The sequence below is a fragment of the Micromonospora sp. NPDC000663 genome (assembly GCF_042898105.1).
Taxonomy (GTDB): domain Bacteria; phylum Actinomycetota; class Actinomycetes; order Mycobacteriales; family Micromonosporaceae; genus Micromonospora.
This window is the reverse complement of the sequence record NZ_JBIAYR010000004.1, coordinates 368,154-390,506: the sequence shown is the minus strand read 5'-3', so window position 1 is coordinate 390,506 and position 22,353 is coordinate 368,154. Positions and strand designations below refer to the sequence as shown.

Genomic DNA, 22,353 nt, shown 5'->3' with positions numbered 1-22,353 from the left:
GCTCCCGCTCTCCGCGATCTTGCGGTTTCTGTCGGCCATCTGCGCACTGTGTCCTGTCATGTCGCCACCGGAATCGCACGATCGCGGGGGTGGGAATGGGTGAGGGAGGCCAGGGGGTGCAGGGGGGCGTCGAGCTGGGTGGCGAGGCGGGCGGCCAGGTTGAGCCGGACCGGGCCCGACTCGCAGTCGACGACCACGCAGGAGGCGCGCGTCGCCACCAGGACCTGTGCCGCCGCCGCCGCGCGGTCGAGGGGGCGGGTGCCGGCTGTGGCTCTGCCGTCGGTGACCACCAGGACCAGGGGGCGACGCTTCGGGTCGCGCAGGCGCTCCACCCGCAGCAGGTCCGCGGCGGCGAGCAGGCCCTCGGCCAGCGGCGTCCGCCCGCCCGTGGGCAGCTCGGCCAGCCGGGTCGACGCGGCCAGCACCGACGAGGTGGCCGGCAGCAGCGTCCGCGCGTCGGCGCCCCGGAAGGCGACCACCGCGACCTTGTCCCGCCGCTGGTAGGCGTCGGTGAGCAGGGCCAGCACCGCGTCCTTCACTGTCGCCATCCGTTGACGGGCGCCCATCGAACCGCTGGCGTCCACCACGAACAGCACCAGGTTGCCCTCGCGGCCCTCGCGCACCGCCTCGCGGACGTCGTCGCCGCGCAACCGCAGCGGCCCGGCGAGGCGCCCCCGGGCGGCCTGGTGCGGGGCGGCCGCCCGGACCGTCGCCGCGAGGTGCAGCGCCCCGACCCGACCCGCCGGCACCCGCGCGCCGGTGGCGCGGCCCCGCCCGGTCCGGGCCCGTGACCGCCGGCCGGGCACCCCGTCACCCACGCCGGGGGCGGTGAGCAGCCGCGCCCGCAACCCACCGCGGGGTACGGCCACTGGCTGACCGCCCGCCGGGGCGTACGCCCCGGCACGGCTCGGGTCGCTGTCGACCGGCCCGCCGGCCATGTCATCGCCTCCGGCGCCGCGCCGGCCCCCGTCCTGATCGGAGCCGCCCCCGTCGTCGCTGCCGCCCTGCGGCCACCCACCGTCCCGATCGGCTCGTCCCTGAGGGCCCGTGTCGCCGACTGCCGACTGCCCGGCCCTACCCGGCCCGGGATCGGTCCGGTCCCGGTCACCGCCCGGGCCGCTCCCGTCGGGGTCGTGTCCCTCGCTGTCACCGCCCGGGCCGCCGCCTCCTCGTGGACCGCCGCCGTCCGGGCCGCTGCCGGTGGGGCCGGCGTCGTCCGGATCGTCGTCGGGGTGGGCGTCCTGGGCCTGCCGCAACGCCTCGTCGAGGCGCTTCTCGTCAAGCCCCGGCGTGTCGAACGGGTCGCGGCGGCGGCGGTGCGGCAGCGCCAGCCGGGCGGCCACCCGTACGTCGTCGATGGTGACCCGGTCCCGCCCGAGCCAGGCGGCGTGCGCCAGGGCCGTGCGGGCCGTGACGATGTCGGCGCGCATCCCGTCCACGTCGAACGCCGCGCACACCTCGGCGATCTGCCGCAGCGCGGCGTCCGGCAGTCGTACCCCGGGGAGCCGGCGGCGGGCGTCGGCCACCTGCCGGGCGACGTCGGCGTCGGCGTCGGCCCAGCGGGCGGCGAACCCGGCCGGGTCGGCGTCGGCCGCGAGCCGGCGGCGGACCACCTCGACCCGGACCGCCGGGTCCCGGCTCGCCCCCACCTCGACGGTGAGCCCGAACCGGTCGAGCAACTGCGGGCGCAACTCCCCCTCCTCCGGGTTCATGGTGCCCACCAGCAGGAACCGGGCCGCGTGGCTGACCGAGACGCCCTCGCGTTCGACGTGGCTGCGGCCCATCGCCGCCGCGTCAAGCAGCAGGTCGACGAGATGGTCGTGCAGCAGGTTGACCTCGTCGACGTAGAGCACGCCCCGGTGGGCGGCGGCGAGCAGACCCGGCTCGAAGGCGCGTACCCCCTCGCCGATGGCCCGCTCCAGGTCCAGCGACCCGACCACCCGGTCCTCGGCGGCGCCGACCGGCAGCTCGACCAGGCGGGCCGGCCGGGTCTCGGCGGGCGCGTCGACCGGGTGCGGGCCGTCCGGGCAGGCCGGGTCGGGCTCGGCCGGGTCACAGCCGAACCGGCAGCCGGCGACCCGGCCGACCGGGGGCAGCAGCGCGGCGAGGGCGCGCACTGCCGTCGACTTGGCGGTGCCCTTCTCGCCGCGCACGAGGACCCCACCGATCGCCGGGGAGACCGCGTTGAGCAGCAGCGCCAACCGCATGTCGGCCATGCCGAGCACGGCACTGAACGGGTACGTCATGCCCGGTCCTCCAGGTCACCCTCGCTGGCCAGGTACGTGTCGCGGAGCCGGTCCAGGGTGGCCGGGTCGGGTTCGGCCCACAGGCCCCGGTCCGCGGCCTCCAGCAGCCGTTCGGTGATGCCGCGCAGCGCCCACGGGTTGGACCGCTCCAGGAACTCCCGGGTCGTCTCGTCGAACAGGTACGCGGCGGCCAGGTGCTCGTACATCCAGTCGTCCACGACGCCGGCTGTGGCGTCGTAGCCGAACAGGTAGTCCACTGTGGCGGCCAGTTCGAACGCCCCCTTGTAGCCGTGCCGGCGCATCGCGGCGATCCACCTCGGGTTGACCACCCGGGCCCGGAACACCCGCCGGGTCTCCTCTCCCAACGTGCGGGTCCGCACGTCGTGCGGCATCGCCGAGTCACCCACGTACGCCTGCGGTGACGTGCCGGTGAGGTGGCGGACCATCGCCACCATCCCGCCGTGGTACTGGAAGTAGTCGTCGGAGTCGACGATGTCGTGCTCGCGGGTGTCCTGGTTCTTCACGGCCACCGCGATCCGGGCGAACGAGCGTTCCATGTCGGCTCGTGCCTCCCGCCCGTCCAGGCCCCGGCCGTACGCGTAGCCGCCCCAGACCGCGTACACCTCGGCCAGGTCGGCGTCGTCACGCCAGGTCCGGGCGTCGATCAGGGGCAGCAGACCGGCGCCGTACGCGCCGGGTTGGGAGCCGAAGATCCGGGCGGTGGCCCGCCGCTCGTCGCCGTGCTCGGCGAGGTCGGCGTTGACGTGGGCGCGCAGGTAGTTGTCCGCGTCCGGCTCGTCGAGGGCGGCGACCCGTCGGACGGCGTCGTCGAGCAGGGCAACGACGTGCGGGAACGCGTCGCGGAAGAACCCGGAGATGCGCACTGCCACGTCGACGCGCGGTCGGCCCAGCTCGGCGGTCGGCACCACCTCGACGCCGGTGACCCGCCGGGACCGCTCGTCCCAGACCGGTCGGCAGCCCAGCAGCGCGAGCACCTCGGCGATGTCGTCGCCCTGGGTGCGCATCGCGCTGGTGCCCCACACGGTCAACCCCACCGAGCGGGGGTACGCCCCGGTGTCGGCGAGGTGCCGGGCGAGCAGCGAGTCGGCCAGGGCCACGCCGACGTCCCAGGCGTTGCGGCTGGGGATCGCCTTGGGGTCGACGGAGTAGAAGTTGCGACCGGTGGGAAGCACGTTGACCAGGCCCCGGGTGGGTGAGCCGGAGGGTCCGGGCGGCACGAACCGGCCGTCGAGCGCGCCGAGGGTGTTCGTCAGCTCGTCGGTGGTCCGCGCGAGTCGGGGCACCAGTTCGGTGGCGGCGAAGCGCAGCACCGCGACGGCGTCCGGGAACGGTTGGCCGGTCACCTCGACGACCACGGCGTCGGCGGCGTCCACGTCCCAGTGCAGGGTCTCCATGCCGACGACCAGCCGCCGGGCGAGGGCCTCGATCAGGTCGACGGCGTCGGCGGCGGTGCCGGCCGGCCCGTCCACCGCGTCGGTGAGCGCCGTGGGCAGGGCCAGTCGTTCTCCCGGTGCCGCGAGCAGTTCCTGCTCGTCGAGGCCGTACGCGGCGGCGAGTGCCTGCCGCAGACCGGGCAGGGCGTGGGCGCCGCCCCAGATCTGCGGGGCGCGCAGCACCGCGAGGACCAGGTTGACCCGGGGCTCACCGGTCGGCGCGGCGGCGAGGATGTGCAGTCCGTCGCGGATCTGCACGTCCTTGACCTCGCACAGGTACCCGTCGAGGTGCAGCACGAAGTCGTCGAAGTCGTCCGCGCCCGGCATCGCCTCGGCGTGCAGGTCGTGGTGCAGTTCGGCGGCGCGTACGAGGTCCCAGATCTGCGCCCGCACGGTGGGCACCTTGGCCGGGTCGAGTGCCTGCACCGTCGCGTACTCGTCGAGCAGTTGCTCCAGCTTGGCCAGCTCGCCGTACGTCTCGGCGCGGGCCATCGGCGGCACCAGGTGGTCGACGACCACTGCGTGCGCCCGGCGTTTGGCCTGGGTGCCCTCGCCGGGGTCGTTGACGATGAACGGGTACACCAGCGGCAGGTCGCCGAGGACCGCGTCGGGTGCGCAGTCGGCGGCCAGCCCGAGGCCCTTGCCGGGCAGCCATTCGAGGGTGCCGTGTTTGCCCAGGTGCACCACGGCGTCCGCGCCGAAGCCGCCGTCCGCGACCGGCGCGGCAAGCCAGCGGTACGCGGCCAGGTAGTGGTGACTCGGCGGCAGGTCCGGGTCGTGGTAGATGGCGATCGGGTTCTCCCCGAAGCCGCGCGGCGGCTGGATGAGCAGCACCACGTTTCCGAAGCGCAGCCCGGCGAGCACGATGTCGCCGCCGTCGGTGTACAGCTCGCCGGGCGGCTCCCCCCAGTGCTCCCGCATCCGATCGCGCAGCTCGGCCGGGATCTGGTCGAACCACCGCCGGTACGTCTGCGCGGGTATCCGGGCCTCGGCGGCGGCCAACTGTTCGGGGGTGAGCCACTCCACGTCGTGCCCGCCCGCGGCGATCAGCGCGTGGATCAGCGCGTCGCCGTCGTCGGGCACCGGCGCGTCGCCCAGGTGGTAGCCGGCCTCGGCGAGCGCGCCGAGCAGCCGGACCGCCGAGACGGGGGTGTCCAGTCCGACGGCGTTGCCGACCCGGGAGTGCTTGGTGGGGTACGAGCTGAGCACCACGGCGATCCGCTTGTCGCCGTTGGGCACGTACCGCAGGCGGGCGTGGCGCACCGCGATCCCGGCGACCCGGGCGGCCCGTTCGGGATCGGCGGCGTAGACGGAGAGGCCGTCGGCGTCGATCCGCTTGAACGAGAACGGCACGGTGACGATCCGGCCGTCGAACTCGGGGATGGCCACCTGCATCGCCGCGTCCAACGGGGACAGTCCGGCGTCGCTGGCGGCCCACTGGTCGCGGGTGCTGGTGAGGCAGAGCGCCTGGATGACCGGTACGTCCAGGGCGGCGAGGGCTCCCACGTCCCAGGCGTCCTCGGCCCCGCCGCCGGAGGCGTCGGCGGCGACCGCGCCACCTGCGGCGAGCACCGTGACCAGCAGCGCGTCACAGCGGGCGAACAGCCCGAGCGGTTCGGTGCCGGCGCTCAGCCCGCGCAGCGAGCCGCAGTAGATCGGCAGCGGATTGCCGCCGGCGTCGCGTACCGCGTCGGCGAGCACGTCGACGAATCCGGTGTTGCCGGCCAGGGCGTGTGCCCGGTAGAAGACGATCCCCACTGTCGGCAGGTACGGGTCGGCCAGGTGCGCGCCGTGCACGCCGTACGCAGGTGTGCGTGCCGGTGGGGCGAAGCCCTCGCCTGTGAACAGGACTGTGTCGCCGAGGAACCGGGCGAGCTGCGCCAGGTTGTCCGGTCCGCCCTCGACGAGATACGCCAGGGCCTGGGTGACCACTCCGGACGGCACCGTGGACAGGGCCATCAGCTCCGCGTCGGGCGCCGCCTCACCGCCGAGCACGACGGCGGGCAGTCCGCTGGTGAGCACCGCCGCGAGGCCGTCCGGCCACGCCTGGCGACCCCCGAGCAGGCGTACGACGGCGAGGTCGACCCCCTCGAGCAGGGCGGGCACCTCGTCGGCCACGACCCGTGCCGGGTTGGCGAGCCGGTAGTCGGCGTCACTGGCGCGGGCGGCCAGCAGGTCGGTGTCGGCGGTGGAGAGTAGCAGAACGCGCACGGCAGGCTCCGGACGGTAACGTCGGCACGCTCGCGAGAGCGGCCTGGCGACGTGGGATGGGCGCAGGGTTCAGCGAGGACCGCGATCCAGCCGGCTCAGCGGCCTGCGGCCGGGAGCGACGGGCGGCGCGGTCCGGAACTCAGCGGTGAACGGAGTCGATGCCGATCGCGACGACGGCACGGCCGCCGTGCGGAAGACGGCAGTAGCCGTCAATGATGGAGACGCCAAGCGTCATCGGGTCCTCCTCGGGTGTCCACGCCCTGGGGTACGTCCCGACGGCCGAAGTATCCTGGCTTCCGGATCGACGCTCTCCCCCGGCCTTCCAACCGCAGACACACGGCCGTGACTCACGAGGGGGGATCGCTCCCCGGTGACAGTGGCGGGACCGCGTCGGATTCGCACCGACTTCCTTCACTGCCGTCAGGCTGCGAATGCTGCCACACCCCTGCGCTGCGGGTCAACGCCGCTCCGGCCGGCCGAGCGGGTGTGCGTCACCGAGCTTCAGCTGTCGGCGCGACAGCGGATCATCCGGCCTCGATACCCCGGATCAATGCCCGGCTTCCTTTGCTCTGCTTACCCATACGCCACAGAAAGGGAGCGTTACTGCCGCTTATCGGTAAGCAGAGCAAAGGATGTCCGGCACTCTGGCCCCCGCCGCGCTGGCCCGGCGGTGCTTGGCTTCTTGGCGGAGGAGTCTCAGCGGGCGTGGCGCTCCGGGTGGGCCCGGCTCCACACCCGCATCCGCTCGGGGTAGCCGGTACGCCCCGCCTCGTACAGCGGCACCGCGTGCTTGCGGGCGATGGCGCCCGCAGCTCGTGGCGTGCCGGTGCGGCGGCGGATCCACTCCCCGTCGTGGGCGATCGCCACGACTGTCGTGTCGGTGGCGGTGGTCTCCGGCTCCAGGTAGAACTCCACCCCCCGTCGGCTGGTGACGAACGCCTCCAGCGCGGCGAGGTCGTCGCGGGTCGCCTCCCGGTCCAGCTTCGTCGGGGTCGCCTCGGCACCCCGTGCCCGCCTACTGAACCAGCCCATGCCCCCACCCCTCTCCTCGACGCTCCCCCCCAGTGCAGCACCGATTCCTGGCAAAGCCCTGCACGCCGGATGGGAGCAAGCTGACCCCGTACCGGATGGAACCCGCAGCCCGCGTGCGGTGTCATGAGGGTGATCGAACCGGAGGCTCCCCTGGACGACCACGTTCTCGTCACCCGCGCCCGAACAGGTGACCTCGAGGCGTACGACCTCCTGGTCGCCCGGCACACCGCGTCCGCGTACCGGACGGCGGTGCTGCTCGGTGCGGGATCGGACTCCGAGGACATCGTCCAGGAGGCGTTCGTGAAGGCGTACCGCAAACTCGCCCGCTACCGCGGTGAGTCGTCCTTCCGGTCCTGGCTCCTGGCGATCGTCGCCAACGAGACCCGCAACCTGCACCGTACGCGCAGCCGTCGGGAGGGGCTGTTCCTGCGCGCGGCGGCCGCCAGCCCGGCGTCGGAGGCCGCCGAGGACGGGGCGGTCGGCGCGGTCCTCGCCGGGGAACGGCGCGCGGCGCTCGTGCGGGCGCTGCGCCACCTTCCGGTACGCGACCGCGAGGTGATCGTCTGCCGGTTCTTCCTCGACCTCAGCGAGGAGGAGACCGTGCAGGCGCTGGGCTGGCCCCGGGGCACGGTGAAGTCGCGGACGTCACGGGCGTTGGCGAAACTCCGCGGCCTGCTGGACCGCGAGGAGGTCCGGCATGGATGACCTTGAGAAGGACCTCCGCGACCTCGCCGCCTGGCTGGAGACGCCCGACCCGCCGGACGTGACAGCACGCGTGCGCGCCCGGGTGGCCGCGCCCCGGCGACACCTGTGGCGCGCGTACGCCGCTGCGGCCCTCGCCGCCCTGCTGGTGGCGGTGCTGCCGCCGACACGGGCCGCCGTCGCCGACGCCGTTGGCGGTCTGCTGCGCTTCGCGGGAGTCAGCATCTCCCCGTCGTCGGGCCGGCCCGCCGGCACCCCGTCGCCGTTGCCGTCGCAGCGGACGTCGGGGCTGGACGAGGCACAGCGGGCGGTGCGCTTTCCGATCCGCGTACCGGCGAAGCTCGGCCCGCCCGAGCAGGTGCTTGTCGCCGACCCCGACGCCACCGGCGCCCACCGGGTCGCGACGCTGCTCTACCGAGGGGGCGCGCTACGCATCGACGCCTTCGACGGCCGCCTCAACCTGTCCTTCCACAAGGAGACAGTCCGACCGGACGCGGAGTGGGTCCAGGTCAACGGGGACTTCGCCGTCTGGGTCGCCAACCCACACGTCCTGTCCTACGTGGACCGTGCCGGGCAGGTGCGCCAGGAGACCGCCCGGCTGGCCGCCTCGACCCTGATCTGGCAGGCGGACGGCGTGAGTTACCGGCTCGAGGGGGACCTCACCAAGCTGGAGGCGATCGACGTCGCCCGGTCGATGACGTAGGAACCCGCCGGCCCCGAGCGGTGTCGAGAAGGTGCGACACACGACGTGGTTTCCTCGACGTACCGGAGGGCGACATGGCTGCCTGGGTCAGGTTCACGCTGGGGTCGGCGCTCCTGCTGGCGGGGTGTACGCCCGGCGACCGGCCGGCGACACCTGTCACGCCCGGAGCGGGCTCGACGGGCGCGGGTTGTCACTCGCGCGTCGAGACGGGAGCCCTGCCCGACTGGGCGGACACCGGGTTCCACGGTGACACCCGCACCCCGCACGTCTTCGGCGCGAAGGGCGACATCCTGGCCGTGCTGTTCACCCACCCCCTGGCACAGGTGAGGCGGGACGGGTCGACCAACAAGATCCTCTGGGTGGCCCGCACCACCGAGCCGTCCACCCTGGTGATCACCGCGACGCTGGACGGCACGGACACCCGGGTGACCCACGAGGTCGCCGGCGGTCCGGGCCCGTCGATCATCGACATGCCGCGGGCGGGGTGCTGGCACCTCGACCTGCGCTGGGCCGGGCACACCGACACGTTGGACCTGGTCTACGCGGAGCGGACACCCTGAACGGGCTGATCGGACAGGAGAGCGACCACCCCACTCCCCTCCATTGCCAACATATACCGCATAGGGGGACTTGCCGCAAGGCCGGGTACGTACCGCCGAATTGCGCCTCGGACCCATGACCTGCGGAAACGGGAGACGGCGTGAGCCACCAGATCGCCAGCGTGTTCGACCTTCCCGACCACCTCTCCCCCAAGGCGGACCCGGCGCTGATCGCCCGCGACGAGCAGCACTTCGCGGCCATCGCGGAGAGCCTCGACAGGTCGATCGCCGAGCTGTCCGACCGCCTCGACATCGAGCGTCGGACACCCGCCGGCAAGGGACGGCAGGCGGTGGCCCGGGACGAGGAGATCCGGCGACTGACCGCCCGCCTGCGGGCACTGCGCCGCTTCGGCCTGGACCTCTGCCTGGGACGGATCGTCCACGCCGACGACCCCGAGCCGGTGTACGTCGGACGGTTCGGCCTCACCGACGGCGCGGGGCGTCGGCTGCTGCTGGACTGGCGTTCCCCGGCGGCCGAGCCGTTCTTCGGCGCGACCCACGCGAACCCGATGGGTCTGGCGAGCCGTCGCCGCTACCGCTGGACGCGCGGCCGGATCAGCGACTACTGGGACGAGGTGTTCACCCCGGAAGGGTTGGAGGGGCACGCCGCCCTCGACGACCAGTCGGCCTTCATCGCCACCCTCGGCGGCAACAGGTCGGCCCGGATGCGCGACGTGCTCGGCACCATCCAGGCCGACCAGGACGCCATCATCCGGGCGGGCTCGCGGGGCGCCCTCGTCGTCGACGGCGGTCCGGGTACCGGCAAGACCGTCGTCGCCCTGCACCGGACCGCCTACCTGCTCTACTCCGACCCCCGCCTGGGCCAACGGCGCGGCGGCGTCCTGTTCGTCGGGCCGCACCAGCCCTACCTGGCGTACGTCTCCGACGTCCTGCCCAGCCTCGGCGAGGAGGACGTGCAGACCTGCACCCTGCGGGACCTCGTCCCGGAGGGCGCCATTGCGGTGGCCGAGGCGGAGCCGGAGGTGGCCCGGCTGAAGTCCTCCGCCCGCCTGGTGACGGCGATCGAGGAGGCCGTTCGGTTCTACGAGGAGCCGCCGGACCAGCCGCTGACGGTCACCGCCGGCGACGCCGACATCCGGCTGGACGCGGACGACTGGGCCGAGGCGTTCCGGGCGCCCGGACCGGGCACCCCGCACAACGAGGCGCGTGACGAGATCTGGGAGGAACTGCTCACGATCCTGCTGGAGAGGTACGACGGGGACGAGCCGGACGACGTGGTCCGCGCGTCGCTGCTCTCCAACAGCGAACTGCGGACGACAGTGAACCGCGCCTGGCCGCTGCTCGACGCGACCGATATCGTCGCCGACCTGTGGTCGGTGCCCGCGTACCTGCGCAGGTGTGCCCCCTGGCTCAGCCCCGACGACGTCGGCCGGCTCCGGCGTGCCGATGCCCGGGCCTGGACCCTGGCCGACCTGCCGCTGCTGGACGCGGCACGACAGCGGCTCGGGGACCCGGAGGCGTCGCGGCGCGACCGTCGCCACGAGGCGATGGTCGCCGCCGAACGCGCGCGCATGGCCTCGGTCGTCGACGAGCTCATCGAGGCCCACACCTACGACGACGGTGAGGGCGTCCTGGCCAGCCTGCGCCAACTGGACCTTCAGGACGCCCTTGTCGACGAGTCCGCGCTGCCCAGCGTGGATCCGGACCTGCTGGCCGGCCCGTTCGCGCACGTCGTCGTGGACGAGGCCCAGGAGCTGACCGACGCCGAGTGGCAGATGCTGCTGTCGCGCTGCCCGTCGCGGAGCTTCACCATCGTCGGCGACCGCGCCCAGGCCCGGCACGGATTCACCGAGTCGTGGCAGGAACGGCTGGAACGGATCGGGCTCGACCGGGTGACGCTGGCGTCGCTGAGCATCAACTACCGCACGCCGCGGGAGGTCATGCGGGAGGCGGAGCCGGTCATCCGGACCGTGCTGCCGGACGCCAACGTCCCCACCTCCGTCCGCAGCAGCGGTCTTCCCGTCGTACACCGGTCGGTGGCCGACCGGGACGCGGTCCTCGACGACTGGCTCGCCGCACACGCCGACGGGATCGCCTGCGTCGTGGGCGACCCCACGTTCACCGGGACGGCACGCGTGCGGTCGTTGACCCCGGAGCTGGCCAAGGGCCTGGAGTTCGACCTGGTCGTCCTCGTCGACCCGGACTCGTTGGGCGACGGGATCGAGGGGGCGGTCGATCGTTACGTCGCGATGACCCGTGCGACCCAGCAACTGGTGGTCCTCACGCCGTGAGTCCTAGGCTGCGGGGCGTGCCCCGGGACGTGCGGGAGGCGGCGGCCCGCGACAACGCCGACTGGTGCGCCGCCCTCTGCGCCAGCCACGGGTCGGCCGGCCGGATCGACGCCGACGCCTGGTCGGTCCCCCGCCGCTCCCCACAGTGGTATCCGGACGCGGTCACCCTGCGCCCCGGCGTCGACCCCGATGCCCTGCTGGACCGGATCGAGGGAGGTCCCGGCGCGTCGGTGAAGGACAGCTTCGCCGACCTCGATCTCTCCGGCCACGGCTTCGAGGTGCTCTTCGACGCCCAGTGGATCCACCGCCCACCCACCGACCGACCAGCCGGCACGCCACTCGCGCCTGTGGACACGGCGCAACGGCTGGCCGCCTGGGCGGCGGCGCACGGCGGTGGGCAGCTGTTCCGCCCGCGACTGCTGGCCAACCCCCGGGTACGGGTGCTGGCCCGCTACGACGAGCGGGACGCCGTCACCTGTGGTGCGGTGGTCAGCGGCGAGGGTGTCGTCGGGGTCTCCAACGTGTTCACCCGCACCGGAGATCCCGCCGACGTCTGGCGGGGAGTGCTCGCCACGCTGCCCGGCGTCGCCCTTGTCGGCTACGAATCCGGCACGGACCTGGCCCTCGCGATCGAGGCCGGCTTCGCCCCGCTGGGCCCTCTGCGGGTCTGGCTGCACCCCTGACCCGGCCGGGGTCAGCCCAGACGGGTCAGGTCCTCGGGGGTCAGGCGCAGGGACGCCGCGGCGATGTTCTGCGTGAGATGCGCGACGTCTCCGGTGCCGGGGATGGCCAGCACGTGGGGGCCCTGGTGCAGGGTCCAGGCCAGGCGTACCTGATGGGGGGTGACGCCGTGGGCCCGCGCGACCGCCTCGACGGCCTCGCCCTGGTCGGCGCTCGCGCCCTTCTCCCGACCGGTGCCGGCGACCGCGAAGAACGGCACGTAGGCGATGCCCCGCTCGCCGCAGGTGCGGACGAACGGGTCCTGCTCCCGGTACGCGTCGACCCCGTAGTTGTTCTGCACGCACACGACAGGCGCGATGCCCGCCACCTCGTCCAGCTGTTCGGGTCGGACGTTGGAGAGCCCGAGGTGGCGGATCAGCCCGGCGGCACGCAGCTCGGCGAGGGCGCCGAACCGGTCGACCAGCGGCACCGGGCCCGGCCCCCGGCCGAGGCGCAGGTTCACCACGTCCAGCTGGTCGAGGCCGAGCCGACGCAGGTTCTCCTCCACCTGCGCGCGCAACTGCGCGGGGGTGAACGCCTCGGTGAAACCGGCCTGCGGGTCGTACCCGAAACCGACCTTGGTGACGATCACCAGATCCCGCGGGTACGGGGCGAGCGCCGCGCGGATCAGCTCGGTGGCGTACCGGACCGGGCCGGTTCCGACGCGCAGGGTTCCACCCGGCGAAACGTAGAAGGCGGCGGTGTCGATGTGGTTGACGCCCAGTTCCACGGCGCGGCGCAGCAGCGCCACGGCCCGGTCGCGGTCGGGGTTCGCGGTGATCCGCATGGAGCCGAAGCCCATCCGGTGCACCGTGCGGTCGCCGAGGGTCCAGGTGCCCGCCGCGGCGGCGGTGATCTCGTCGGTTGGCATCGGGCGACCGTAGCGAGGCGGGGCGCGCGGCGCAGTCGGCCGCGCACCCGATACCGCTCGCCGGCGGTCTGGGTTAGTTTTGGTGGGCTGACGGAGCCGGGTCGCCGGCGTGCGGCGGGCGCAGCACCGGCACCAGCAGCAGGGTCGGCACCAGCAGCAGCGGCACCACCAGCAGGGCGCGCAGGATGCCGACGTGGTCGCCGAGCAGCCCCAGCAGGGGCGGCCCCGCCAGGAACGCGGTGTAGCCGATCACCGCGACGACGCTGACCCGCACCGGCGCGTGCGCCTCCTCGTCGGCGGCGGCGCTCATCCCCACCGGGAAGCCCAGCGACGCCCCGAGACCCCACAAAGCGACGCCGACGATCGCCAGCGGCCCCGAGCCCGCCAGCACCGCCAGGGCAGCGCCGAGCACGGCGAGCCCGATGGTGCCGCTGAGCACCGGCACCCGACCCCACCGGTCCAGCGCGACGGTGCCCGCCGTACGCCCGAGGGTCATGCCGACCACGAAGACGGCGAAGACCGCCGCGCCGGCCGCCTCGCTCAGGTCCCGACCGTCCACGAACGCGACAGCCAGCCAGTCGTTGGCGGCCCCCTCGGTGAACGCCGCCACCAGCACGAACAACCCGATCAACAGGGTGCGCGGCTCCCGCCAGGCGGCGAGCTGAGCGCGGCGACGGCCGGCCGGGGTCGCGTCCGCCGGGTCCCCGTCCGGGTCGTGGGCCGACGCCGGCAGGTACGTCCGCGCGGCGAGCGCGGTGCCGGTCACCACCACGAGCGCCACCGCGCAGAGGTGCGCGCCGACCGCCACGTCCAGCCGGGCCGCCGCGGCGCCGAGGCCCGCGCCGGCCACCGAGCCGAGGCTCCAGCCCGCGTGGAAGCGGGGCATGATGGTCCGTCCCAGCCGCCGTTCCACCGCCGCGGCCTCGATGTTCATGGCCACGTCGCAGGCGCCGGACCCGTAGCCGAGGGCCACCAGGCCGATCGCCACGACGACGAACGACCCGGTCAGTGTCGCGCCCAGGCCCGCCACGGTCAGGCCGATCGCGACCAGCACGGTGGCCAACGTCACGGTGCGGGCCGCCCCGAGACGCTGGGCGAGCAGGCCGGAGGTGGGCATGGCGAGAAGCGCGCCGACGCTCATCGCCAGCAGGAGCAACCCGAGCCGGCCGGCCGAGAGGTCCAACGCCTCACGGACCGCCGGCACCCGGGAGAACCAGCTGCCGACGGCGAAGCCATTGAGGGCGAAGGTTACGGCCACGCCATTGCGGGCGAGCCGCACCGCCCGCGACGGCGCCGGGGCGACGTCCAGGGTGACGGGGCGGCTGGTGGGGGCGCTCACTCGGCTTGTCCTCTTCCTCGACGGTGATCTCCTGGCACGATCCCACACCTGAGAGCGCTACCACCACAAGCGGCCACCGCCCCTTACCGGCTACGGTCCGACCGGGGGATGATGCGAACAGGCGTTCGTCCGCCCGGACGGACCGCAACGGGGAGGCGACGCATGACGACAGCGGCACACCGGGCGGCGACCCTGGACGACGTGGCGCGGCTCGCCGGGGTGTCCCGATCCACCGCGTCGCGGGTGATCGCCGGCACCGGGTTCGCCTCACCGGACGCCCGCGAACGGGTCGCGACGGCGGTCCACCGGCTCGGCTACGTGCCCAACCCGGCGGCCCGCGCGCTGGTCCGCGGCGCCGGCGTACGCCTGGTGGTGGCGGTCACCGGGAGCAGCGCCGACGTGCTGGACGACCCGTACGTGCACCGGGTGGTCGGCTCGGCGGCCCGGGTGTGCACGCCCGCCGGTGTCGGGGTGGCGTTGCACTGGCTGCCGCTCGACGATCCGACCGGCCTGGACCAGCTCGCCCGGGACCGCAGCGTGTGCGGCGTGGTGCTGGTCAACACCACCGAGGAGTTGCTGGACGCCGTACCCCGGTCGCTGCGTGGTCGGGTGGTCTCCATCGGCGTCGGCTCGCCGACAGTGCCGTCGTTCGACGTCGACAACGCCGCCGGGGCGGGCGAGGTGCTGCGCCACCTGTACGACACGGGTCGCCGCCGGATCGCCATGGTCACCGGCCCGCAGTGGCTGCCGTGCTCGCAGCGCCCGGTCGAGGCGTACCGGAAGCTGATGCGCCAGGCGGGTCTGCCGGAGCGGGTGCTGCCCGGGGACTTCTCGGCGGCGAGCGGGCGCGCGGCGGCCCGGGGCGTACTACGCCGCTGGCCGGACGTCGACGCCATCTACGCGATCAACGACGAGACCGCTCTCGGCGTGATCGCGACGCTGCGCGACGAGGGCGTACGCGTGCCCGGCGACGTCGCGGTGGCAGGCTTCGACGACATCCCGCTCGCGGCGATGACCGCCCCGTCGTTGACCACGGCCAGCCATCCGGTGGGACGGATCGCGACCGCCGCGGCCACCGCCCTGCTGGACGGGCGTCCGGCCGCGCCGGTGACGCTCTTCCCGTCCGCCCTGGTGGCCCGGGCCAGCGCCTGACGCCGACGCTCAGAGGGTGGGCAGGCCGAGGGCTTCGTCCACGCGGGTCAGGACGGCGACGTCGTCGTCCGGGTTGACCCCACGGAGCAGGTCGATGGCCGTGGCCCGGACCTGGCCGATGATCATGGCGAGAGGGAGCGCCTGCGTCGGGCCGAAGAGCTGTCCGGCCGTGTGCACGGCGGCGAGCGCCGCCTCGTCGGCCCGGCTGGCGTGCCGGTCGGCCACCTCGTCCCGGCCGTCCAGGTCGGCGGCGAGGGCGACACCGGCCTCGCGGACCGCCTCGGCGAGCGAGCGCAGCGCCACGCCCAGCTCCGGCGACACCTGTGTGTGCAGCCGGCTGAGCGTCACCCCGGCCCGGGCCAGCACCCGGACGTTGCGGACCGCGTAGTCGATCTGCCGGATGGACTCGTCCACCGACCGTAGTCGTCCGATGTGCCGACGCCTGCGGACGTTGAGCCGCAGCGCCTCACCGGCGGCGAGCACACCCTCGCGGAGTCCGTCGACCCGGACGTCCATCCCCCGGGCCTGCGCCAGCGCGGCCATCGCGGCCGACTCGTCACGGTGGTCCAGGGCGTCGGCGATCCCGCCCAGCAGACCGGCCAACTCGTCGAACGTCCGGCGCACCTCGGCGACAAGCGGGGCCAGCGGGCGCCGGGCGTCGACAAGCAGGCTGGCGGCGAGGGCGACCACGCCGCCGATCAGGGCGTCGACGAAACGGAACGGCACAAGCGACCCGTCCGGCGGCGCGACCACCACCAGGTACAGCGCGGACACGGCGGCCTGCACCAGCGTCACACCGGTGGCGCCGAAGGCGACCGCGAGCAGGACGGTGAGCAGGATGACTGTGAAGACGGTCCAGGTGCTGCCCGGCCCCAGCGCCTGCACCACCAGGTCCGCGACCAGCACCCCGGCGGCCACCCCGAGGACGACCTCGACGGCCCGACGGATGCGCTGACCCCGGGCCTGCCCGAGGACGATGAGCGCGGCGGCCGGCGCGAAGAACGGCTGCGGGTGCCCGAGCAGCCGGGTGGCGAGCAGCCAGGCCACGGTCGCGGCGACGGTGGCCTCCAGCACCGGCCGCCAGCCGTGCCGCAGCCTCCCGCCGGCCACCCGCAGGCCACTGAGCCGCAGCATCCACCCACCTCCCCCGCGCGCCGCAGCCGGCCGGACCGGCCCCCCGCCGGTCGGCGCACCGCACCCGAGGTGATCGTCTCTCACGGCGCGACGGGCCTGCCCACCGGGCCGCTTCGGCGGGCTGAGAAAGCCGATCTCGACCCAAAACTCCAGAGTAGTTCGGTGTGCGTGTCGACGGCCCGGGCGAAGACGACAGTTCGCCGGTACAATCGGCGACTGCCTTGTGACTGATCGCTGACTGCTGATGGTGAAAGCGATCACACACACTGATCCCATGAACGGGAGAGTCAACCGCGGTAGGGCACTCCGCGTCGCGGTGTGCCTCCTTCTTCTCGCCGCGCTCAGCGGCTGCATGCAACTCAACATGGGGCTCACCGTCAACGCCGACGACACGGTCGACGGGCAATTGCTGCTGACGGCCCAGAAGTCCCTGCTGAGCTCGCGGAACAAGAACATCCCGGCCGCCTTCGCCGAGCTGCGGCAGAACATTCCCGCGCTGCCGGCGGGAGAAGAGGTCGGGTACGAGGACGACAAACTCTTCGGCACCCAGCTCGTTTACCGCAAGGCGCCGCTCGCCGGTTTCGACACGGAGAGCGTGAAACTGGCCCGCGACGGCGATCTCTACCGTTTCTCGCTGCCACTGGATCCGAAGAAATACGGCGGAAAGGTCGCCGAGCAGAATCCACAGAACCAGCAGGCGTTCCTCAAGTTGATGTCGTTCGAGATCTCGGTGACATTTCCCGGCCGGGTGATCGACAGCAATGGCACTGTCAACGGCCGGTCGGTCAGCTGGAAGGTGGATTCCAACCAGGACAAGCCCGCCGAACTGCGCGCGGTCGCCGAGGCGCCACCCCGACCGTCGACCTCGCCGGCCGCCGCCGGCGACGACGGCGGGTTCCCGTGGCTGCTTGTCGTCGGCGGCGTCCTGGTCGTGGTGCTGCTCGCCGCGGTGGTCGTACTCCTTCTGCGTCGCCGCCGCCCGACGGCGCCGGCGGCGCCCGGTCCGACCTCGCCGGCTCCGCCCCCGGGCGCGGCGGGGCCCGGCTGATCCATCCGGTGGCCGGCTCCGGCCGACCACGCCCGGCCCCGGCCGCCCCGCGACGACGGCGACCGGCCCCGGCGCTCCCACGGGGCGCCGGACCTCACCACCACCACATCCCGGTCGCACCATCGCAGAAAAGGGGGATCGCCGTGAACGATCTCTTCACCTGGGCCGCCCTGGGCAGCCTCGCCGGCGCGAGCGCCGCAACCCTGCTGGCCACCAACGTCATCGGCGGGCTGATCGGGCCCAGCGGCGACAAGCTCCGCAAGTGGATCGCCATCGCCATCGCACTGCTGCTGTCCTACGTGACGGCGGCGTTCGCCGACGACGTCGGTGGCGAGAAGTGGATCATCGCGTTCTTCAACGCGCTCGTCATCTTCTCCGCCGCGCTCGGCGTCAACCAGTTCCCGCCCGGCAACCGGCAGGCGACGCCGACCCAGGTGGCGAGCGGTCGCGAGCCCCGAGTCTTCCGCTCCTGGGTCTGAGGGGGTGTCGTCATGCTCTTCGGAATTCTCAGTGCGGCGGTCCTGGTCGGAGTGAGCGCCGTCGTGGGCCTCCTGGCCGGCGGTTCGGTCGGCCTGCTCATCGGCGCCGTCGTGGGCCTGCTGGTCGGCGCGGTCTTCGGCTGGGCGGTGGCCTCCGCCGGGGTGTACGCCCCGGACGCGCGCGGCATCTTCCTCTTCGTCGTCGACCACACCTGGAGCCTGCTGAACACGGTGGTCGGGGCCATCTACCTGGCCATGCACATGATCTTCGGGCATTCGCTGGACCGGCCCACCTCACTGGGCAGCGGCCGGGTCAGCGTGGTGGAGGGCGTCTCACCGCGCTACGCCACCACCATCGGCACCGTCTGCGCCGGCTCCAACTCCGGCATCCAGCGGCACGAGGACGTGCACATCTTCCAGGCGCGCCTGCTCGGACCGCTCTACATCCCGCTGGTGCTGGCGAACTACGTGCTGTTCACCATCGCCCCGATCTGGCTGCTCTACCACGACCACACCAACGCGCCGATCAACAGGTTCACCCGCTACTTCGAGATCGGCGTCTACCCGCACGTGTGGAACGAGGCAATCGCGTACCGGATCCAGGGGACGCCGCCGCGATGACCGCCGACGGGCGCGGACCGATCGAGACGGCCACCGCCGCGCTGGCCACCTGGCTGACCAGCGCGGCGGGGGAACCCGTCCCGATCGGCCCGCCCCGCACCGGCGACGCCGACGGGCTCACCCTCTGGCCCCTCGAACTGCGCCCGGCCCGACAGACCCGCTCCAGCGGCGCGGTCCGCGAGCCGTACCGGTTCACGATCCGCTACCTGCTCTGCGTCACCGGGCCGGCCGGGCTGGACCGCCTCGACCGGGTGCTCACCGCCGCGACAGGCGACGGCAGCTACCCGGTGGTGCTGGAGGCCGGCGACGCCACCCTGTGGACGGCGTTCGGCGCGGCGCCCCGACCGGCGCTGCTCATCGACGTACCCGCGCAGGTGGACCATCCGACCCCGGCCGCGCCACCCGTGCTGCACCCCCTGCGGCTGCGCCAACTCGACGTACGCGCCCTCGCCGGCCGGGTGGTCGGCCCCGAGAACCAACCACTGGCGGCGATGCGCGTCGAACTGCCCGGCAGCCCGTCCGCCACCCACACCGACTCCGACGGCCGGTTCCTGATCGCCGGCGTCCCGCACGACCCGGACAACCCCGCACCGGTACGGCTGCGACTGGCCGGACGGGGCCTCGTGCTCACCGCCGACGTCGACGCGGACGACGACGACATCGTCATCGTCTGCGCGCCGCCGACCCACTGACGCCCAACGGCACAGGAGGACCGATGCCCAGCTACTTCTCCCCCGGCATCTACGTCGAGGAGGTCCCCAGCGGCGCCCGACCCATCGGACCGGCGAGCACAAGCATCGCCGCGTTCGTCGGCGTGGCCCCGAACCGCGGCGCCCACCTGGGCAAGGCGGTACCGGTCAACAACTGGACCGAGTTCCTCCGGCTCTTCGCCGACGGGGACCAAGTGGAGAGCACCCCGCTGGCCCGGGCGGTCTTCGGCTTCCTCGACAACGGCGGCGCCCGCTGCTGGGTGGTCAACGTCGGCGAGGGCGGCGCGATCAGCGGCACCGGCAAGCAACGCGGCGGCCTGCAACTGCTGGAGGCCATCGACGAGATCTCCATCATCGCCGCGCCCGGCTTCCACGACGTGGTGGCCCACGAGGCGTTGCTGAGCATGGCCGAACGCACCCGCACCATGGTCGCGATCTGCGACCCCGCCCCCGACATCGACGACATCTCCGCGTTGACGCGCGTCGCCACGCCGTCCTCCGGAAAGCCCCCGAAACCCGCCGAGGGCACGGGCGCCGCCGCCGGCCCGGGCGGCGGTGGGGAGGGACCGCCGGCCTACCGGCCCCGGCAGTCCGAGTACGGCGCCTTCTACTACCCGTGGCTCCAGGTCCGTGACCCGATCAGCGGCGACCTGGAACTCACCCCGCCGAGCGGGCACCTGGCCGGCATCTGGGCCCGCACCGACGCCCTGCGCGGCGTGCACAAGGCACCAGCCAACGAACCCGTGCGCGGCGCCGTCGACCTGGGGTACCTCGTCACCCGACCCGAACACGACGTGCTCAACCCCAAGGGCGTCAACGTGATCCGCTACTTCGCCGGCGAGGGCATCCGCGTCTGGGGCGCCCGTACGCTCGCCGCCGAGGCCAGCGAGTGGCGGTACCTCAACGTCAGGCGACTCAGCATCGCCATCGAACAGGCCATCGCCAACGGCACCAGGTGGATGGTCTTCGAACCCAACGACTTCACCCTCTGGCGCTCGATCCGCCGCGACATCGGGGCGTTCCTGACCCGGGTGTGGCGCGACGGCGCGCTGCTCGGACGCAGCCCCGAGGAGGCGTTCTTCGTCAAGTGCGACGAGGAGACCAACCCGCCGGACGTCCGCGACGCGGGCATCGTGATCGCCCACATCGGCATCGCCGTCGTCAAGCCCGCCGAATTCGTGGTGTTCAAGCTGAGCCAGTGGGCCGGCGGCACCGAGACCGAGACGATCGGAGGCTGACATGCCCACCACGGCCGCCCCGCAACCCGGCGCACCCGTCGACCCGTACCGGGCGTACAACTTCCGGCTGCTCATCAACGGCGTCACCAACGGCCACTTCACTGAGATGAGCGGGCTGGAGGTGAACATCCCCGGGCAGCCGTACCGGGAGCACGGCGTCGGCCGGATGCGGATGGTGCCGGGGCAGGCCGAGTACGAGCCGGTGACCCTGCACTTCGGCCTCACCACGTCCCGGGAACTGTGGGACTGGGTGAACGCCACCGCCCAGGGCACTGTCAACCGCCGCAACGTCTCGGTGGTGCTGCTCGACTCCGTGGGCACCGCCGAGGTGCTGCGGTGGAACCTGATCGACGCCTGGCCCACCCGGTGGCGCGGGGCGCACCTCAACACCCTCAGCCACGAGATCGCCATCGCCTCGTTGACCCTGCGCTACGAGGGCCTGGAGCTGGAGACCGGCGGTGCCACCGCGCCGACACCCGCGTAGCTGGCTGGCCGACCGGCTGCGCGCGGGGGCCGGGGCGGTGCACCGCCTCGCCGCCCGGGTCGAGTCGACCGGGGTCGAGCCGGCCGGGGTCGAGCCGGCCGGGGTCGAGCCGGCCGGGGTCGAGTCGCGCCCGCCGGAGGTGCCGCGTCGCTTCGGACAGCCGCCGCAGCACTGGCTGGACCTGGTCACCGCCCACGCGCCGGGCCTGCTGCACGACGTGGACCTCGACCGGTCGCCGGACCTGGGCGCTGGCCCACCGCCCGTCCCGGGCGTCGACGCGCGCGGTGACACCGGGCCGCACGACGACCGGTTCGCCAGGTTCGGAGCCGGTGCGGCGGCCTCGCCGCCGCACGGCGGGCCCGGTCTCCCGGCCGGCCCACCCGGTGCCGGGCCCTGGTCCTTCGTCGACGGCGGAGGTCCTCGGACAACCGGCACAACCGATGCGACAGGCCCGAGCGGCGCCACCGGCCCGAGCAGCGCCACCGGCCCGAGCAACGCCACCGGCCCGAGCGGCGCGAGCGGCGCGACCGGCACGAGCGGCACGAGCGGCACGAGCGGCGTCTCCGGCAGCCGTGCGCTCGGCGGGGGTGCGGCGTTCGACGCGAGCGGTGCGCCTGGCCCGGTATGTGGCGACAGGTGGCTGTCGGCCGTGGTCACACGGCCCAGCCGGCCCGGTGCGAGCGCCCGGCCAACCCCCGGTACGGCCAACGGATCAGCGAGAACCGGCGTGACCGGTGGGCAGGGGACGACGGGCGGCTCCACCGAGACCGGCGCCGCGAGCGAGCCGGGGACGGCGGGCGACCCGCCGACGGGCGCGTTCGGGACCGGCGGGGTCACAGAATCGGTGCGCTCCAGGGCAGCGGAGCGCACGCCACCAGCGGGGCGCTCCGGAGCCCTCGGCACGGACCACTGCGTCGAATCCTCGCCGTCGCTGAGTATCGACCGGGGGCTGTCGGCGAGCAGGCCGGAACGCAGGCCCGGCGCGGGTGCGCGCGCCAGCGGCCCGGAGGTCGGCAGCGCCGGCCCGACCGGCAGCCGTGACAGCTCCGGAACGTCCGATGCGCACGGGACCCTGTCGTCGCACACGGATCAGCAGGCGCCAGCCCGACCGACGTCGTTCCACCCCCGAAGCAGGCCTTTCGGGATCGCAAAAGATGTCGGCCCCTCCGAGGGCGGTTCCCTTGCGAGATCCCCCGTTGCGTCCGGCCCCGCCGCAGCGACGGGCGGCGGGAACGGACGGGGCTACGCGACCGGCCCCGAGCCTCGGGGCGGGACCTGGCCGGTCGGTCCGGAGTTCGCGCCAGGGGCGTCGGCCGTCGACCCGTGGCCGGCGCTTCCGGACGACGAACCGCTGTGGA

18 protein-coding genes and 1 riboswitch are annotated in these 22,353 nt (G+C 73.7%); of the genes, 12 read left to right on the top strand and 6 right to left on the bottom strand.

What is annotated here, in order from left to right; all coding sequences use genetic code 11:
• Positions 1-56: 56 nt before the first annotated feature.
• The 3 genes from ACFY1S_RS17295 to ACFY1S_RS17285 all read right to left on the bottom strand — a co-directional run bounded on the left by ACFY1S_RS17295 (position 57) and on the right by ACFY1S_RS17285 (position 6,943).
• Positions 57-2,246, bottom strand: a complete 2,190-nt coding sequence (locus ACFY1S_RS17295; RefSeq protein ID WP_387118664.1) for a VWA domain-containing protein — start codon at positions 2,244-2,246, stop codon at positions 57-59.
• Positions 2,243-5,911: a cobaltochelatase subunit CobN gene (gene cobN / locus ACFY1S_RS17290; protein ID WP_387118661.1), complete on the bottom strand. Its 3,669-nt coding sequence runs from the start codon at positions 5,909-5,911 to the stop codon at positions 2,243-2,245. The genes ACFY1S_RS17295 and cobN overlap by 4 nt, the downstream gene beginning before the upstream one ends.
• A 282-nt stretch (positions 5,912-6,193) precedes the next feature.
• Positions 6,194-6,323: riboswitch (cobalamin riboswitch) on the bottom strand.
• A gap of 284 nt (positions 6,324-6,607) precedes the next feature.
• The gene (locus ACFY1S_RS17285) at positions 6,608-6,943 is read right to left on the bottom strand and encodes a hypothetical protein (protein WP_364364542.1); all 336 of its coding nucleotides are present in this window, start codon (positions 6,941-6,943) and stop codon (positions 6,608-6,610) included.
• A 123-nt stretch (positions 6,944-7,066) separates the two neighbouring features.
• On the opposite strand from ACFY1S_RS17285, the gene ACFY1S_RS17280 reads away from it, so the two are divergent.
• From ACFY1S_RS17280 to ACFY1S_RS17260, 5 genes are all read left to right on the top strand, one after another.
• The gene (locus tag ACFY1S_RS17280; RefSeq protein ID WP_387118657.1) at positions 7,067-7,648 is read left to right on the top strand and encodes an RNA polymerase sigma factor; all 582 of its coding nucleotides are present in this window, start codon (positions 7,067-7,069) and stop codon (positions 7,646-7,648) included.
• A complete protein-coding gene (locus ACFY1S_RS17275) occupies positions 7,641-8,348 on the top strand; it encodes a hypothetical protein (RefSeq protein WP_387118654.1) in 708 nt (235 codons plus the stop codon). The genes ACFY1S_RS17280 and ACFY1S_RS17275 overlap by 8 nt, the downstream gene beginning before the upstream one ends.
• A gap of 74 nt (positions 8,349-8,422) precedes the next feature.
• Positions 8,423-8,908: a hypothetical protein gene (locus ACFY1S_RS17270; RefSeq protein WP_387118651.1), complete on the top strand. Its 486-nt coding sequence runs from the start codon at positions 8,423-8,425 to the stop codon at positions 8,906-8,908.
• A gap of 140 nt (positions 8,909-9,048) precedes the next feature.
• On the top strand, positions 9,049-11,199 hold the full coding sequence (gene helR, locus ACFY1S_RS17265; protein WP_387118648.1) for an RNA polymerase recycling motor ATPase HelR: 2,151 nt from the start codon (positions 9,049-9,051) through the stop codon (positions 11,197-11,199).
• 17 nt (positions 11,200-11,216) lie between these two features.
• Positions 11,217-11,882 (top strand): hypothetical protein, encoded by a 666-nt coding sequence (locus ACFY1S_RS17260; protein WP_387118645.1) that lies wholly within the window; start codon positions 11,217-11,219, stop codon positions 11,880-11,882.
• A gap of 11 nt (positions 11,883-11,893) precedes the next feature.
• On the opposite strand, the gene ACFY1S_RS17255 is transcribed toward ACFY1S_RS17260, so the two are convergent.
• A complete protein-coding gene (locus ACFY1S_RS17255; RefSeq protein ID WP_387118642.1) occupies positions 11,894-12,790 on the bottom strand; it encodes an aldo/keto reductase in 897 nt (298 codons plus the stop codon).
• A gap of 73 nt (positions 12,791-12,863) precedes the next feature.
• Complete coding sequence (locus ACFY1S_RS17250) at positions 12,864-14,129, bottom strand: MFS transporter (protein WP_387118639.1); 1,266 nt, start codon at positions 14,127-14,129, stop codon at positions 12,864-12,866.
• A gap of 162 nt (positions 14,130-14,291) precedes the next feature.
• On the opposite strand from ACFY1S_RS17250, the gene ACFY1S_RS17245 reads away from it, so the two are divergent.
• Complete coding sequence (locus ACFY1S_RS17245; RefSeq protein ID WP_364364523.1) at positions 14,292-15,281, top strand: LacI family DNA-binding transcriptional regulator; 990 nt, start codon at positions 14,292-14,294, stop codon at positions 15,279-15,281.
• Between the two features lie 9 nt (positions 15,282-15,290).
• Here the strand turns inward: ACFY1S_RS17245 and ACFY1S_RS17240 are convergent, their stop codons facing one another.
• A complete protein-coding gene (locus ACFY1S_RS17240) occupies positions 15,291-16,415 on the bottom strand; it encodes an aromatic acid exporter family protein (RefSeq protein WP_387118635.1) in 1,125 nt (374 codons plus the stop codon).
• A 274-nt stretch (positions 16,416-16,689) separates the two neighbouring features.
• On the opposite strand from ACFY1S_RS17240, the gene ACFY1S_RS17235 reads away from it, so the two are divergent.
• The 6 genes from ACFY1S_RS17235 to ACFY1S_RS17210 all read left to right on the top strand — a co-directional run bounded on the left by ACFY1S_RS17235 (position 16,690) and on the right by ACFY1S_RS17210 (position 20,995).
• A complete protein-coding gene (locus ACFY1S_RS17235) occupies positions 16,690-17,463 on the top strand; it encodes an LppM family (lipo)protein (RefSeq protein WP_387118632.1) in 774 nt (257 codons plus the stop codon).
• 143 nt (positions 17,464-17,606) lie between these two features.
• Complete coding sequence (locus ACFY1S_RS17230) at positions 17,607-17,942, top strand: hypothetical protein (RefSeq protein ID WP_387118629.1); 336 nt, start codon at positions 17,607-17,609, stop codon at positions 17,940-17,942.
• Between the two features lie 12 nt (positions 17,943-17,954).
• The gene (locus tag ACFY1S_RS17225) at positions 17,955-18,563 is read left to right on the top strand and encodes a glycine zipper family protein (RefSeq protein WP_387118626.1); all 609 of its coding nucleotides are present in this window, start codon (positions 17,955-17,957) and stop codon (positions 18,561-18,563) included.
• Positions 18,560-19,255 (top strand): carboxypeptidase regulatory-like domain-containing protein, encoded by a 696-nt coding sequence (locus ACFY1S_RS17220; RefSeq protein WP_387118623.1) that lies wholly within the window; start codon positions 18,560-18,562, stop codon positions 19,253-19,255. Before ACFY1S_RS17225 ends, ACFY1S_RS17220 begins: the two co-directional genes overlap by 4 nt.
• Before the next feature lie 23 nt (positions 19,256-19,278).
• Entirely contained in the window at positions 19,279-20,511 is a 1,233-nt protein-coding gene (locus ACFY1S_RS17215; RefSeq protein WP_387118620.1) for a phage tail sheath family protein, read from the top strand.
• Between the two features lies 1 nt (position 20,512).
• A complete protein-coding gene (locus tag ACFY1S_RS17210) occupies positions 20,513-20,995 on the top strand; it encodes a phage tail protein (protein ID WP_139583370.1) in 483 nt (160 codons plus the stop codon).
• The last annotated feature ends 1,358 nt before the right edge of the window (positions 20,996-22,353 follow it).

Bases quoted from the DNA above. Each gene is read 5' to 3' on its own strand.
- ACFY1S_RS17215 (WP_387118620.1), top strand. From the start codon at position 19,279: ATGCCCAGCTACTTCTCCCCCGGCATCTACGTCGAGGAGGTCCCCAGC.
- ACFY1S_RS17220 (WP_387118623.1), top strand. From the start codon at position 18,560: ATGACCGCCGACGGGCGCGGACCGATCGAGACGGCCACCGCCGCGCTG.
- ACFY1S_RS17240 (WP_387118635.1), bottom strand. From the start codon at position 16,415: ATGCTGCGGCTCAGTGGCCTGCGGGTGGCCGGCGGGAGGCTGCGGCAC.
- ACFY1S_RS17275 (WP_387118654.1), top strand. From the start codon at position 7,641: ATGGATGACCTTGAGAAGGACCTCCGCGACCTCGCCGCCTGGCTGGAG.
- ACFY1S_RS17235 (WP_387118632.1), top strand. From the start codon at position 16,690: ATGAACGGGAGAGTCAACCGCGGTAGGGCACTCCGCGTCGCGGTGTGC.
- ACFY1S_RS17245 (WP_364364523.1), top strand. From the start codon at position 14,292: ATGACGACAGCGGCACACCGGGCGGCGACCCTGGACGACGTGGCGCGG.
- ACFY1S_RS17270 (WP_387118651.1), top strand. From the start codon at position 8,423: ATGGCTGCCTGGGTCAGGTTCACGCTGGGGTCGGCGCTCCTGCTGGCG.
- ACFY1S_RS17210 (WP_139583370.1), top strand. From the start codon at position 20,513: ATGCCCACCACGGCCGCCCCGCAACCCGGCGCACCCGTCGACCCGTAC.
- ACFY1S_RS17225 (WP_387118626.1), top strand. From the start codon at position 17,955: ATGCTCTTCGGAATTCTCAGTGCGGCGGTCCTGGTCGGAGTGAGCGCC.
- ACFY1S_RS17255 (WP_387118642.1), bottom strand. From the start codon at position 12,790: ATGCCAACCGACGAGATCACCGCCGCCGCGGCGGGCACCTGGACCCTC.
- ACFY1S_RS17280 (WP_387118657.1), top strand. From the start codon at position 7,067: ATGAGGGTGATCGAACCGGAGGCTCCCCTGGACGACCACGTTCTCGTC.
- ACFY1S_RS17285 (WP_364364542.1), bottom strand. From the start codon at position 6,943: ATGGGCTGGTTCAGTAGGCGGGCACGGGGTGCCGAGGCGACCCCGACG.
- ACFY1S_RS17295 (WP_387118664.1), bottom strand. From the start codon at position 2,246: ATGACGTACCCGTTCAGTGCCGTGCTCGGCATGGCCGACATGCGGTTG.